This window comes from Sphingomonas paludis, assembly GCF_053502515.1.
This window is the reverse complement of sequence record NZ_CP187558.1, coordinates 2,167,529-2,180,829: the sequence shown is the minus strand read 5'-3', so window position 1 is coordinate 2,180,829 and position 13,301 is coordinate 2,167,529. Positions and strand designations below refer to the sequence as shown.

The 13,301-nt window shown below is 63.7% G+C and carries 11 protein-coding genes; 6 read left to right on the top strand and 5 right to left on the bottom strand.

Features of this window, described 5'->3' with window-relative positions; all coding sequences use genetic code 11:
- Positions 1-19: 19 nt before the first annotated feature.
- Positions 20-1,306, bottom strand: a complete 1,287-nt coding sequence (gene hmgA / locus ACPVPU_RS10480) for a homogentisate 1,2-dioxygenase (protein ID WP_448657888.1) — start codon at positions 1,304-1,306, stop codon at positions 20-22.
- Positions 1,307-1,482: 176 nt separating this feature from the next.
- A complete protein-coding gene (hppD, locus tag ACPVPU_RS10475; protein WP_448657887.1) occupies positions 1,483-2,544 on the bottom strand; it encodes a 4-hydroxyphenylpyruvate dioxygenase in 1,062 nt (353 codons plus the stop codon).
- A gap of 56 nt (positions 2,545-2,600) precedes the next feature.
- Here hppD and ACPVPU_RS10470 point away from each other — a divergent pair, with 56 nt between their 5' ends.
- The 6 genes from ACPVPU_RS10470 to ACPVPU_RS10445 are packed head-to-tail and all read left to right on the top strand — an operon-like array spanning position 2,601 to position 10,817.
- Entirely contained in the window at positions 2,601-3,053 is a 453-nt protein-coding gene (locus ACPVPU_RS10470) for a MarR family winged helix-turn-helix transcriptional regulator (protein WP_448657886.1), read from the top strand.
- Between the two features lie 43 nt (positions 3,054-3,096).
- Complete coding sequence (locus tag ACPVPU_RS10465) at positions 3,097-5,283, top strand: malate synthase G (RefSeq protein WP_448657885.1); 2,187 nt, start codon at positions 3,097-3,099, stop codon at positions 5,281-5,283.
- 57 nt (positions 5,284-5,340) lie between these two features.
- Positions 5,341-6,807 carry a flavin-containing monooxygenase gene (locus ACPVPU_RS10460; protein WP_448657884.1) on the top strand — a complete coding sequence of 489 codons (1,467 nt, stop codon included), beginning with the start codon at positions 5,341-5,343 and terminating at the stop codon, positions 6,805-6,807.
- A gap of 58 nt (positions 6,808-6,865) precedes the next feature.
- The gene (gene otsB, locus ACPVPU_RS10455; protein WP_448657883.1) at positions 6,866-7,639 is read left to right on the top strand and encodes a trehalose-phosphatase; all 774 of its coding nucleotides are present in this window, start codon (positions 6,866-6,868) and stop codon (positions 7,637-7,639) included.
- A 2-nt stretch (positions 7,640-7,641) separates the two neighbouring features.
- Positions 7,642-9,435, top strand: coding sequence for a glycoside hydrolase family 15 protein (locus ACPVPU_RS10450; protein WP_448660488.1), 1,794 nt, complete (start codon positions 7,642-7,644; stop codon positions 9,433-9,435).
- Positions 9,432-10,817: an alpha,alpha-trehalose-phosphate synthase (UDP-forming) gene (locus ACPVPU_RS10445; RefSeq protein WP_448657882.1), complete on the top strand. Its 1,386-nt coding sequence runs from the start codon at positions 9,432-9,434 to the stop codon at positions 10,815-10,817. The genes ACPVPU_RS10450 and ACPVPU_RS10445 overlap by 4 nt, the downstream gene beginning before the upstream one ends.
- A 39-nt stretch (positions 10,818-10,856) precedes the next feature.
- Here the strand turns inward: ACPVPU_RS10445 and ACPVPU_RS10440 are convergent, their stop codons facing one another.
- The 3 genes from ACPVPU_RS10440 to ACPVPU_RS10430 all read right to left on the bottom strand — a co-directional run bounded on the left by ACPVPU_RS10440 (position 10,857) and on the right by ACPVPU_RS10430 (position 13,279).
- Complete coding sequence (locus ACPVPU_RS10440) at positions 10,857-11,495, bottom strand: prolyl hydroxylase family protein (protein ID WP_448657881.1); 639 nt, start codon at positions 11,493-11,495, stop codon at positions 10,857-10,859.
- A gap of 136 nt (positions 11,496-11,631) precedes the next feature.
- Positions 11,632-12,681 carry an RcnB family protein gene (locus tag ACPVPU_RS10435; RefSeq protein WP_448657880.1) on the bottom strand — a complete coding sequence of 350 codons (1,050 nt, stop codon included), beginning with the start codon at positions 12,679-12,681 and terminating at the stop codon, positions 11,632-11,634.
- Between the two features lie 94 nt (positions 12,682-12,775).
- Positions 12,776-13,279 (bottom strand): (2Fe-2S)-binding protein, encoded by a 504-nt coding sequence (locus ACPVPU_RS10430; RefSeq protein ID WP_448657879.1) that lies wholly within the window; start codon positions 13,277-13,279, stop codon positions 12,776-12,778.
- Positions 13,280-13,301: the final 22 nt, after the last annotated feature.

The window sequence follows — 13,301 nt, the reverse complement described above, 5'->3', positions numbered from 1 at the left end:
CGTACAAACCGCTGGGCAGTCAAAGGGTTCCGGGCAACACCGCCTTTGGAAAGCCATCCCATGCGGCATCGTAATCGGGCTGCGCATGGGCAAGGGCAAAGCGGGTCGGGCGATAAACCCAGCGGCTTTCCAGCATGAACGCCATCGTTCCCTCGATCTTGTCCGGCTTCAGATCGGCTTCGCTCGCCCTGCGCCAGCTCGCCACATCGGGTCCATGCCCGGCCATCTGGTTATGCAGGCTGATCGCGCCGGGGCCGAAGCCGTCGCCCTCCTTGGCATCATAGGTGCCCATGATCAGCCCCATCGCCTCCGACATGAAATTGCGGTGGAACCAGGGGGGGCGGAACGTGTCCTCCGCCACCATCCACCGGGGCGGAAAGATGACGAAATCGGCATTGGCGGTGCCCGGCACGTCGCTGGGCGATGTCAGCACCGTGAAGATCGACGGGTCGGGATGATCGAAACTGACCGTGTTCATCGTGTTGAAGCGGGCTAGATCATATCGGCAGGGCGTGTAATTGCCGTGCCAGGCGACCACATCGAGCGGCGAGCGGCCGAGATCGGTGGACCAGAGCGCGCCTCCCGATTTCTGGACCAACTGGAACGGCCCTTCGACATCTTCGAACCAGGCAACCGGCGTTTCGAAATCGCGGGGATTGGCAAGGCCGTTGGCGCCGATCGGGCCCAGATCGGGCAGGCGAAAGGGTGCGCCGAAATTCTCGCAGACATAACCTCGCGAAGGGCCTTCCGTCAGGACGACCCGAAACCGGATGCCGCGCGGGATCAGGACGATTTGCCCCGGCGCGGCGTCGATGCGGCCCAGTTCGGTCAGCACCGCGATGCCGCCCTGCTGGGGCACCAGCACCATTTCAGCGTCGGCATTGACGAAGGCGCGCGCCTCCATGCTGTGCGTTGCCCGCCAGACATGCATGGCCGCCCCGTGCTGCGCGTCCGGAGAGCCGGCGACGAGCATCGTCGTCAGGCTGTCGAGCCAGTCCGCGCCCTCGGCAATTGCGAGCGGCGACCAGCGCAGGCGATTTGGCGCAAGCGGCTCACCGCCCGTGTCAGCACGGAACAGTTCCGCGCCGCCATAGGGCGCAAAGGGCGGGTGAGCCGCGCTCGGCCGCAGGCGATAGAGCCAGGACCGGCGATTTTCGTGCCGTGGCGCGGTAAAGGCGGTGCCGGAAAGCTGCTCGGCATAAAGGCCGAATGCAGGGCGCTGCGGCGAATTGCGACCGATGGGTAGCGCGCCGGGCACGGCCTCCGTGGCGAAATGATTCCCGAAGCCGGTCTGATAGGTGGTCATCGTCGCTCCATCATCCCTCTCCCCTTCAGGGGAGAGGATAAGAAGGCTTGGCAGCGTGCTGCCTAGCCGGAGTTGGAGAGGGGAGGTGGCCGGGCGCCCCCTCTCCAAGCTTCGCTAGCCGCGAGCGCGGCAAGCTGCGCTATCCTCTCTCCTGAAGGGGAGAGGGCGGGTAGCACTCAAACCCGTGCCGGCACCACGCCCCGCCGGATCTGGTCGAGCTCGATGCTCTCGAACAGCGCCTTGAAATTGCCTTCGCCAAAGCCGTCATTGCCCTTGCGCTGGATGATCTCGAAAAAGATCGGACCGACCATATTCTCGGTAAAGATCTGCAATAGCAGGCCGCCGCCCGTTTCCGGCGCACCGTCGATCAGGATGCGGCGCTTGCGCATTTCCTCGATATCATGGGCATGGCCGGGCAGCCGCTTGTCGATCAGGTCGAAATAGGTCTCCGGCGTATCCTGAAACCGGATGCCGTTGGCCCGGAGCGCATCGACCGTGGCGAAGATATCGTCGGTCGCCAGCGCGATATGCTGGATGCCCTCGCCGCGATAATCCTTGATGAACTCCTCGATCTGGCTGTGTTCGTCCTGGCTTTCGTTCAGGGGAATGCGGATCTTGTTGTCCGGCGCGGTCATCGCCTTCGAAAACAGGCCGGTCGCCTGACCCTCGATGTCGAAATAGCGGATCTGGCGGAAATTGAAGATGCGCTCGTAATAATCCGCCCAATAATCCATGCGCCCGCGCTGAAGATTATGGGTCAGGTGATCCAGCGTGTGCAGGCCGACGGCATTGTCGTCCGCGCCCGCGCCGGTCGGTTCGAAATCGATGTCATAGATGGTCGCCGCGCCGCGCCGGTCGACCAGATACAGGTTGGCGCCGCCAATGCCCTCGATCGCCGGGATGTTCAGCTCCGCCGGGCCGACCTTGCCCTCGACCGGCGCTGCGCCGCGTTCGACGGCCAGCTTCAGCGCGGCTGCGGCATCCTTGACGCGGAATGCCATCGCGTTGGCGCTGGGGCCGTGTTCATCACGGAACGACGCCACCTGGCCCGACGGTTCCATGTTCAGGATGAAGTTGATGTCCCCTTGGGCGTAATGCCGCACATCCTTTGAACGGTGCGTGCCGACATGGGTGAATCCCATCGCGGTGAACAGGCCGGCCAGCGCCTGCGGATCCGGGCCGGTAAACTCGACGAACTCAAAGCCATCAAGACCCATCGGATTCGGTACATCGGACATTGCGCTCTCCGGAACATTTGGTAACATTGGTTACTAAATAGCGGAACCGCGACCCGATGCCAAGGCTGAGCCTAGACCAGTTTCTGCCCTATCGCCTTTCGATCGCATCGAACCGCGTGTCTGACGCTATCGCAACCGCTTATCAGGCAATGTTCGGGCTGAAGATTCCGGAATGGCGGCTGATCGCCGTTCTGGCGGAGGATGGGGCGGCAACGCAGCAGGCGCTGGGCGGCCGGACGCGGATGGACAAGATGACGGTCAGCCGCGCAACCCTGGCGCTGGTCGAGCGGGGACTGGTGATCCGGTCGCCCAACCTAGCTGATCAGCGGTCGCACCTGCTCGAACTCAGCACTGCCGGGCGGGCGTTATACGATGATATCGCTCCCAAGGCATTGGCGATGGAAGCCGAGATGTTGAGCGGCTTTTCGGAAGCCGAGCGCGAACGATTGACCGGATATCTGGTCCGGTTAGAGCAGGCAGCAGAGCGGATCGGCAGGGGCCGAAGCTGAATCCTGCCAAAGCCGATCACGGCCCGGACAAAGGGGGAAACCAATGACCGATGCTGTCGTGCGTGCGGGCCTGTCGATCGATGCCGGACTGGCAGGATTTCTGGAAGGAGAGGTGCTGGCCCCGCTCCATCTGGACGCCGATCTTTGGTGGTCCGGGGTTGCCGCGATCTTTGCCCGGTTCACCCCGGAAAACCGGGCCATGCTGGCGGAGCGCGACCGGATCCAGGCGGCGCTGGACGACTGGCACCGGACAAACCCGGGGCCGATCGCCGATATGCCGGCCTATCAGGCGTTCCTGCGCGAGATCGGCTATCTGGTGGACGAGCCCGCGCCCTTCGCCATCGGCACGAGCAACGTTGACGCGGAGATCGCGACCATGGCCGGGCCGCAACTGGTCGTCCCCGCGCTCAACGCCCGCTTTGTGCTGAACGCCGCCAATGCTCGCTGGGGCAGTCTGTATGATGCGCTTTACGGTACGGACGCGCTGCCGGGCGCGGCAAGGCCGGGCGGCTATGATGCGGAACGCGGTGCGCAGGTGATTGGGCGGGCCAAGGCATTCCTGGATCAGGCGGTGCCGCTGAACGGCATCCGCTGGGCGGACTGGACGGGCGGCACATTGCCGCTTGCCGATCCGGGCCAGTTTGTCGGTTCGTCCGGCGACAATCTGGTGTTTCGCCACAATGGCCTGCATGTCGAAGTGGTCATCGACCGCGCCCACCCGATCGGGGCGAACGACCCCGGCGGGATTGCCGACGTGATCCTGGAATCCGCGCTGACCGCGATCATCGACCTGGAGGACTCGGTTGCCGCCGTCGATGCTGGGGACAAGCGGCTGGGCTATGCCAACTGGCTGGGGCTGATGCGCGGAAACCTTACCGAGACGTTCGACAAGGGCGGGCGCAGCCTTACCCGTCGCCTTGACGCCGACCGCGTCGTGATCGCACCGGATGGCCGCCCCTACACCCTGCCGGGCCGCGCGCTCTTGTTCGTCCGCAATGTCGGTCACTTGATGACGACGCCCGCCATCCGCCTGCCCGATGGCGCCGAGGCGCCGGAGGGCATCCTTGACGCCATCGTCACCAGCACCATCGCCTTGTTCGATCTGCGTGGGCTGGGCGCCCATCGCAACAGCCGCGCTGGCAGCATTTATATCGTCAAGCCGAAGATGCACGGCCCCGCCGAATGCGCCTTTACCAACAAACTGTTCGATGCGGTGGAGGATTTGCTTGGGCTGCAACGCCATACGATCAAGGTTGGCGTGATGGACGAGGAGCGGCGGACCAGCGCCAATCTTGCCGCCTGCATCCATGCGGTGCGCGACCGGATCGTGTTCATCAACACCGGCTTCCTCGACCGGACCGGCGACGAGATGCACACGGCGATGCACGCCGGGGCGATGATCCCCAAGGGCGAGATGAAGAGCAGTGCGTGGATCAGGGCCTATGAGGACCGCAATGTCCGCATCGGCCTGGCCTGTGGCCTGTCGGGCAAAGCGCAGATCGGCAAGGGGATGTGGGCAGCACCCGACCGCATGGCGGATATGATCGAGCAGAAGATCGCCCATCCGATGAGCGGCGCCAATACCGCCTGGGTGCCGTCGCCGACCGCCGCGACGCTGCATGCGATGCACTATCACGCGGTTGATGTGTTCGTCCGGCAGCGCGACCTTCTCGCCCACGACCCGCTCGTCCTGAGCTTGTCGAAGGACTGCCCTTCTTCGGCGACCGGGGATGAAGGAAATACTATGCTTCGACAAGTTCAGCATGAACGGGACCAGAGCTTGCACGAGTTGCTGACCATCCCGGTCGCCGCCGGGCGCAACTGGAGTGCGGAAGAGGTCGCGCGCGAACTCGACAACAACGCACAGGGCATATTGGGTTATGTCGTGCGCTGGATCGATCAGGGCATCGGCTGTTCCAAGGTGCCGGACATCAACGACATCGGCCTGATGGAGGACCGGGCGACCCTGCGCATCTCGGCGCAGCATATGGCCAACTGGCTCCATCACGGCGTCGCCACGGCGGCACAGGTGGATGCCGCGCTGACCCGCATGGCGGCAAAGGTCGATGCGCAAAACGCCGCCGATCCACTCTATCGCCCGCTGACGCCGGACAGCGCCGCCTTTCGCGCCGCACGCGCATTGGTGTTCGACGGGCTGGCCCAGCCCAATGGCTATACCGAGCCGTTGCTTCATGCCTGGCGCCTGCGGGTCAAGGCCGGCGCTTACTGACTGGATTGTCATTAAGTCATGCGTTAGCCTTGGCCTTCCGGGAATGGAGGAGGCTGAATGGCCGAGCGGTTCGATGTCATCGTGGTCGGCGCGGGAATTTCGGGCATCGGTGCTGGCGTTCACCTGAAGCATCGCTGCCCCGACCGCAGCTTCGTGATCCTGGAGGGGCGGGACCGGATCGGCGGCACCTGGGATCTGTTCCGCTACCCCGGCATCCGATCGGACAGCGACATGTTCACGCTCGGCTATTCCTTTCGCCCCTGGACGGACAGCAAGGCGATTGCCGATGGCCCGGCGATCCTGCGCTATCTGCACGACACCGTCCGGGACGAAGGGCTGGGCGATCATATCCGCATCGGCACCCGCGTCGTCGCCGCCGACTGGTCGACGCCCGACGCGCTGTGGCGGGTGACGGTGGAGCGGGGCGGGGCGCAGTCGGTGATCGAATGCAATTTCCTGTTCCTGGGGTCCGGCTATTATGATTACGCCCATGGCCATGCACCCCGGTTTCCCGGCCAGTCGGAGTTTGCGGGACAGCTGATCCACCCGCAATTCTGGCCGGAGGCTCTGGACTATGCGGGCAAGCGGATCGTCGTCATCGGCAGCGGTGCGACGGCAGTGACCCTGGTGCCGGAACTGGCCAAGCGCGCCGCCCATGTGACGATGCTGCAGCGATCCCCAACCTATATGGTCTCGCGCCCGTCCGAGGATGCGCTGGCAAACTGGCTACGCAATCATCTGCCGCTCAAGCTGGCCTATGGCATCACGCGCTGGCGCAATGTCCTGATGCAGCAGCTGTTCTACAAGATCGCCCGCGCCCGGCCGCGCCAGTTCGCCGATCGGCTGATCGGTATGGTGCGCGATGCATTGCCGCCCGGTTTTGATGTCGATCGACATTTCACGCCCCGATACAAACCCTGGGACCAGCGCGTTTGCCTGGTGCCCGACGCCGATCTGTTCACCGCCCTTGCCGATGGTCGGGCCGACATCGTCACCGGCACCATCGATCGGCTGGATGAGCGGGGCGTCCGCCTGGCCGATGGCCATTATCTCCCCGCCGATATCCTCGTGACGGCCACCGGGCTGGAGCTCAAACTGATGGGCGGGATTGCAGTCAGCGTGGACGGCATGCCGGTCAAACTGCCCGAAACGCTAAACTACAAGGGGATGATGCTGTCCGATGTCCCCAATCTGGCAATCTGTTTCGGATATACGAACGCCAGCTGGACATTGAAGGCGGATTTAACGGCGGCTTATGTCTGCCGGTTGCTCAACACCATGGGATCGCGCGGGATGCGGCAGGCTACGCCGCGCATCTCCGCCCGCGCCACCGGCGAGGCACCGTTCCTGGATTTCACGTCGGGCTATGTCCAGCGCGCCCTGCAATCCTTCCCGAAACAAGGGACGCGTCGGCCGTGGCGCCTGCGCCAGAATTACCTGCTCGACCTGATCGCGCTCAAATTCGGGTCGGTCGATCAGGAAATGACGTTTTCGAACCCCGTACCGCAACGGACGGCCGCCTGACATTTTTGGTGCAACGCAACCGAGCCTGAGACGTTCTGTTTGGGGAGGCGATCGTTGCATGAATGAAATAGTCGCGGAAAAGGGCCAGATTGGCCAATCTTTGACCACGCCGGGTATTCCCTCTGGACCATTGGCACTGTTCCTCGATCTCGATGGAACGCTGCTGGAAATCGCGGATTCGCCGGTTTCCGTTGTCGTGGATCGTGAACTGCCCCGCTTGTTGGATGCACTGCACAAGCGGCTTGATGGGCGGCTGGCAATCATCAGCGGGCGTTCTCTGTCGATGATCGACGAATTGCTGGGCCTGCCGCACCTGCCCGCCAGCGGCAGCCACGGGCTGGAATGGCGCGGGGGTGATGGCATCGTCCAGTCGGTTTCGCGCCCGGAATCGCTGGATGAGGCATTGTGCGAAATCGAAGCATTTGCCGAAAACCGGCCGGGCATTCTGGTCGAGCAAAAGCCGCTTGGTGTCGGGCTGCACTATCGCGGTGCGCCGGAACTGTCAGACGAAATCCAGCAACTGACAGAGGCGCTCGCTTCGATCCATCGCCTCAAAATCCAACGGGGCAAGCTGGTGTTCGAATTGCGGCCAGAGGGCGGAGACAAGGGGTCGGCACTGCGCCGTTTCATGCTCGACCCTTCCTTTGCCAACGCGACCCCGATGTATTTCGGCGATGACCTGACCGATGAAGCTGCGTTCACGGCAGCCCAGGATCTGGGCGGGGCTGGCGTGCTGGTTGGCGAGCGGCGGTGCACGGGGGCACGGCATCGTCTGGATGATGTCTGTGCGGTCCATGACTGGCTGGCCACGCTGGCGGAAGCGCTTAAATGACGATGCCCAATCTGGATTTATGGCCCATCGGCAATTGTCAGGTCGCGGCCCTGATCGATCGACATGCGCGGATCGTCTGGGGATGTGCTCCCCGGTTCGACGGCGACCCGTTGTTCAGTTCGCTGGTCGATGGCCGCGATCCTGCAAACGACGAAGCGGTCGGTTTGTGGGCCATCGATCTCGAGGACTGCGTGACGGTCGATCAAGCCTATGTCCGCAACACCGCCGCCCTGCGCAGCGTCTTGAGCGATGCGGCAGGTAACAGTGTCGAGGTGATCGATTTCTGTCCTCGCTTCGAACGGCTCGGCCGGACCTATCGGCCGGTCGCCTTTGCGCGGGTCGTCCGCCCGCTGTCCGGCACGCCCCGCATCCGAGTTCGGTTGCGTCCCACCAGCGACTGGGGCGATGCCGCCATCGATCGGACCAGTGGGTCGAACCATGTGCGCTACCTGTTGTCCGGGCAGACGATGCGATTGTCCACCAACGCGCCGGTCGGACAGGTTCAGGCTGAACGCTGGTTCCGGCTGGAACGGCCGATGCATTTCTTCCTTGGCCCGGATGAAAGCTTTTCAGGAGATATCGCCACCACGATCGGCGAAATGCTCAGCTACACAATCCATCACTGGCAGGAATGGTCGCGCGGACTGGCGACGCCGCTGGAATGGCAGGACGTCGTCATTCGCAGCGCGATCACGCTGAAGCTGTGCCAATATGAGGAAACCGGCGCGATCGTGGCCGCGCTGACCACCTCGATCCCCGAACATGCCGGGTCGCAGCGGAACTGGGATTATCGGTACTGCTGGATCCGCGATGCCTATTACACGGTTCAGGCACTCAACCGTGTCGGCGCGCTGGATGTGCTCGAAGGATATCTCTGCTACCTGCGGAACATCGTCGACGATGCCAAGGGCGGTGCCATCCAGCCGCTTTATGGCCTGCTCGGCGAAAAGACGCTCGAGGAAGGGGAGGCGCCGCACCTGGCCGGCTATCGCGGGATGGGGCCGGTGCGGATCGGCAACCAGGCCTATGAACAGGTGCAGCATGACGCCTATGGCCAGATCGTCCTGTCCAATGTGCAGGCCTTTTTCGACGAGCGGTTGTTCCGCATGGCTGGCGAAGAGGATTTCATCGCGCTGGAACGGGTCGGGGAGCGGGCCTTTGCCGTTTATGATCAGCCCGATGCGGGCCTCTGGGAATTGCGCACCCGCCAATCGGTTCACACCTATTCGGCGGCCATGTGCTGGGCGGCGTGCGATCGGCTGGCCAAGGCGGCGGAACGGCTGGGGTTGGAAGATCGCGAACGGTATTGGAGCGACCGCGCAACGATCATGCGCGACCGGATCGAAAGCGCGGCCTGGCGCCCCGACACCAACCGTATTTCGGCAACCTTCAGCGGCGACGATCTTGACGCCAGCCTGATCCAGCTGCTCGACCTGAGGTTCCTGACCCCGGACGATCCCAGGTTTCAAGGCACGCTGACGGCGGTTGAACAGGGCCTGCGCCGGGGCAGCCATATGCTGCGATACGATACGGAGGACGATTTCGGCCTGCCGGAAACGGCGTTCAACGTCTGTACCTTCTGGCTGATCGAGGCGCTGCATTTCACCGGCAGGGATGCGGATGCCCGAGCGCTGTTCGACGAGATGCTGAGCCGTCGGACCGCCGCGGGCCTGTTGTCGGAGGATATCGATCCGGCCACCGGCGAATTGTGGGGCAACTATCCCCAGACCTATTCGCTGGTCGGCATGATCAACTGCGCCGTTCTGTTAAGCAAACCATGGAGTGCGATCCGATGAGTCGGCTTGTCGTGATTTCTAACCGCGTATCTGCGCCGCGCGACGGCCAGAGTGGCGCTCAGGGCGGACTGGCCGTCGCCTTGTCGGCGGCACTGCGAGAAATGGGCGGCATCTGGTTCGGATGGTCGGGGGAACGGACCGAGGACTTTACCGGCCACATCAATTTCCAGCGCTTCAAGGGCGTAACCAGCGCCACGATCGACCTGGAGGAACAGGACGTCCAGGAATATTACAACGGATATGCGAACCGCACCCTGTGGCCGCTGTTCCATTACCGGATCGATCTGGCGGAATATGAGCGGGGCTTTGCCGGCGGCTATCAGCGGGTCAATGAACGATTTGCAGAAACGGTTCGCCCGCTGATCGAGCCGGACGATCTGGTCTGGGTTCAGGATTATCACCTGTTCCCGCTGGGCCAGGCGCTACGCGAGCGTGGCTGCACCAATCGGATCGGGTTTTTCCTCCACATCCCATGGCCACCCCGGCGGTTGCTGAACACCATGCCGGAAGCGGCGGATTTGGGCCGCACGCTGTTCGCCTATGACCTGATCGGCTTTCACACCGACGAATGGCTGGACAGTTTCGTCGATTTTGCGGTGCGCGACCTGGGTGCCACACAGCAGGGCGACGTGCTGACCCTTGGCGACCGGCAGGTGCGGGTAATGAGTTGTCCCATCGGCATCGACACGCGCGAATTCGTCGCCGCTTCGCAATCGATCAACGCCCGGCTTGCCTATCGCCGGATGCGGGACAGTGCCGTGGGCCGCGACATGATCGTCGGCGTGGACCGGCTGGATTACTCAAAGGGACTGGAAGAGCGCTTCCTCGGCTATCAGCGGTTCCTGGCCGACCACCCGGAAGAGCGGAAGGAAGTTTTCCTGTTGCAGATCGCTCCGCCATCGCGGGGCGAAGTGGAAAGCTATCAAAAGATCCGTACCTCGCTGGAAGGCCTGTCCGGCAACATCAACGGCGCCTATGCCGATGTCGACTGGGTACCGATCCGCTATGTGAATCAGGGATATCCCCGCGACGTGCTGGCGGGCATCTACCGCGCCGCGCGGATCGGGCTGGTGACGCCGCTGCGCGACGGCATGAACCTTGTGGCCAAGGAATATGTTGCCGCTCAGGACCCGGCGGACCCCGGCGTCCTCATCCTGTCGCGCTTTGCCGGTGCGTCGGCGCAGCTGAGCGAAGGCGCGGTGCTCGTCAATCCGTTCAGCGCCGATGAAATGTCCGATGCGCTGCTGCGTGCGCTCAAGATGCCGCTGGATGAACGCAAGGCGCGCTGGCGCAGCATGATGGACAATGTCGAGGCGGAGGACGTTCTGTGGTGGCGGCGGCGTTTCACCGATGCCCTGGTGCAGGAAACCGTCACCGCCTGAACACCAGCCGCCTTTATGCAGCGGCCGTTGGCAGCAGCGTCAGCGGATCCAGGGGCGCTCCCTGAACCATTTCGTGATGATGTATTTGGTGCCGCGGGTCACGGCCATTCCTTCGTGCAGCGTGTCGTAATTCGGACTGCCGTCGGGGCGCATATTGTCCCATGCCAGCATCAGGCCGCGCCGGGGACGGAACTTGACGCCGGCCAGCGGAAACCAGGTGGCGCCGCCTTCCTCGACATCGTTCAGAAAGATCATCGCAGTCCAGGTCCGCTGGCCGCCCGATTGCTGCATGTCCGCCCAATAGCTTTCGGTGGAATGAAAAAAGTCGTGATGGGCGCGGAATTGCTGGCCCGGCGCATAGCGCTGGCCCTGAATCGTTTCGCCGTAATTGGGGTGGATGCCCAACAAGTCGGCAATGGCTTCGTCCACCGGGCGGATGTCCGGCGACCAACGATCAAGGTCGCAACTGTCGCTGGTGCGGAAATAGGGATCGGCGCTGTCGCTGAGCAAAGTGGATTTCCGACTGCCCGCATCGATCCGGTCGATCAGCATCCGACAGGTGTCGGGCGTCATGTAATCCTGGCCGGTGTAGATGTCGGCGTTGGCGATATTGGCGCGCTTCATCCGTGGATTGGCGTCCAGCCGCGCGCGGACGTGCACGCCGATTTCGGCACGCACTGCACTGGGCTCTGGCGGGCGTCGTGTCGTTGTCTTCACGGCCTAGGCTCTTGCGGCCATTGGGGACACAAATGCAAGAGGCCGGGGTTTCCCCCGGCCTCCCGCGCTCGAAACCATCGATCCGGTGCCGTCCGGCTTACCAGAAGATGTCGTACACCACATCGACCACCTGGCCGCTGCGCAGATCGACGAGCAGCGCATCGTCATAATAGCGCACCCAGCGATAGCCACCATAAGCGGGCGGCAGGCGATAGGCAAAGGGGTCATTGATCCAGTAATTCGGCGCGAACAGGAACGAACCCAGCGTCACGCCGATCGAAAAGCGGCGATAGCCATAGCCCCAGCCGGCCGGCGCATAATAGCGGGGCAGGCGATAGAGCTGACGGTTGCGTTCGCGGTAGAAGCGCCAGTTATATCGGTTGTCCCGGCTCCACCCGCGGTTCCAGCTGCGCCGGTCGTCCCAGCCCTGGCGATAGCGCTGATTGTCGCGCCAGTCGCCATAGCGACGATCCCAGCCGCCCCGACGGTTGTCGTTCCAGTCCCGTCCGCGAACGCCGTTGCGGCCATTGTCCCAGTCGCGCCGGTCGCGCCGGAAATCCTGGCGATCATCGCGCCGTTCCTGACGGAAGTCGCGGCGGTCGTCCGTGCGGTCGCGCCGGAAATCCTGACGGTCGTCGCGCCGGTCGGTGCGGAAATGCCGGCGATCATCGCGGCGGTCCTGGCGGAAATCGGGACGGCTTACCTCGCCACTCCGGAAGTCGCGCCGATCATCGCGGCGTTCCTGACGAAAGTCCCGCTGGTCACCGCGCCGTTCCTGACGGAAATCGCGCTGGTCGCCCCGCCGCTCCTGCCGGAATTCCTGGCGGTCGCCACGTCGATCCTGGCGGAAATCCTGTCGTGCTTCGGCCCGAGGCTGTCGAGGCTGACGAAACTGGCCATCAGGGCGCGCCTGGCGCATCTGGCCGCCGCCGCGGTTCCCGCGATCGCCATTGCCCCAGTTACCGCGCTGGGGCCGCTCGCGCTGCTGGGCCACAACGTCCGACGGCGGGGCGACGCTGGCGGGCAACGGAACGCCCTGGACCGAAGACTGGGTGGCTCGCCGCAACTGTGCAACGGCCTGGGCACTGGCCTGAACCGGCCAGAGCGCGGTGGCGGCGATCAGCCCGATCAACAGGGTATGACGCATCTGCAAATCCTCCTGCGGCCGGAAGGTCCGGCCATGTCGGACTAATTAAGCCATGGTCGATGAGCCGTGGCTGAATTGCGCTGAAAGCATCACGTCAGGAATCATCCGACGTCATACCGATGGCAAGGGGGTCGACGGTTTCGTCGCCCCGCGCGATCCGGGCGGCTTGCTGGATGGTGGCAAGCCACCGCGAATAGCTGCCACAGGGACAAAGATTGCCCAGCGATTCGACGATTTCCTCGTCCGATGGGTCGGGACGCGTGCGGAGCATGGCGGCGGCTGTCATCACGATGCCGGGCGCACAATATCCGCACATCAAGCTGTTCGACGCCAGCAGCGCCTGTTGCACGGGGTGGCTGCGATCGCGGGACAGTCCCTCGATCGTCGTCACGAACGCGCCTTCGATCGACCCGATCGGCACCTGGCAGGACCGCCTGGCATCGCCGTCGATATCGACCGTGCACGATCCGCACTGCCCGGTGCCGCAGCCATATTTGGTGCCGGTCAGATTGGATGCGTCGCGCAGTGCCCATAACAGGGGAGTCGCCGGATCCAGGCGATATTCCACGGGCTGGTTGTTGACGGTGAAACGGGTCATCGCCCCCGGACCCTAAAGCCGG

Bases quoted from the DNA above. Each gene is read 5' to 3' on its own strand.
- ACPVPU_RS10435 (WP_448657880.1), bottom strand. From the start codon at position 12,681: ATGCGTCATACCCTGTTGATCGGGCTGATCGCCGCCACCGCGCTCTGG.
- hppD (WP_448657887.1), bottom strand. From the start codon at position 2,544: ATGTCCGATGTACCGAATCCGATGGGTCTTGATGGCTTTGAGTTCGTC.
- ACPVPU_RS10430 (WP_448657879.1), bottom strand. From the start codon at position 13,279: ATGACCCGTTTCACCGTCAACAACCAGCCCGTGGAATATCGCCTGGAT.
- ACPVPU_RS10445 (WP_448657882.1), top strand. From the start codon at position 9,432: ATGAGTCGGCTTGTCGTGATTTCTAACCGCGTATCTGCGCCGCGCGAC.
- ACPVPU_RS10460 (WP_448657884.1), top strand. From the start codon at position 5,341: ATGGCCGAGCGGTTCGATGTCATCGTGGTCGGCGCGGGAATTTCGGGC.
- hmgA (WP_448657888.1), bottom strand. From the start codon at position 1,306: ATGACCACCTATCAGACCGGCTTCGGGAATCATTTCGCCACGGAGGCC.
- ACPVPU_RS10465 (WP_448657885.1), top strand. From the start codon at position 3,097: ATGACCGATGCTGTCGTGCGTGCGGGCCTGTCGATCGATGCCGGACTG.
- ACPVPU_RS10470 (WP_448657886.1), top strand. From the start codon at position 2,601: ATGCCAAGGCTGAGCCTAGACCAGTTTCTGCCCTATCGCCTTTCGATC.
- otsB (WP_448657883.1), top strand. From the start codon at position 6,866: ATGAATGAAATAGTCGCGGAAAAGGGCCAGATTGGCCAATCTTTGACC.
- ACPVPU_RS10450 (WP_448660488.1), top strand. From the start codon at position 7,642: ATGCCCAATCTGGATTTATGGCCCATCGGCAATTGTCAGGTCGCGGCC.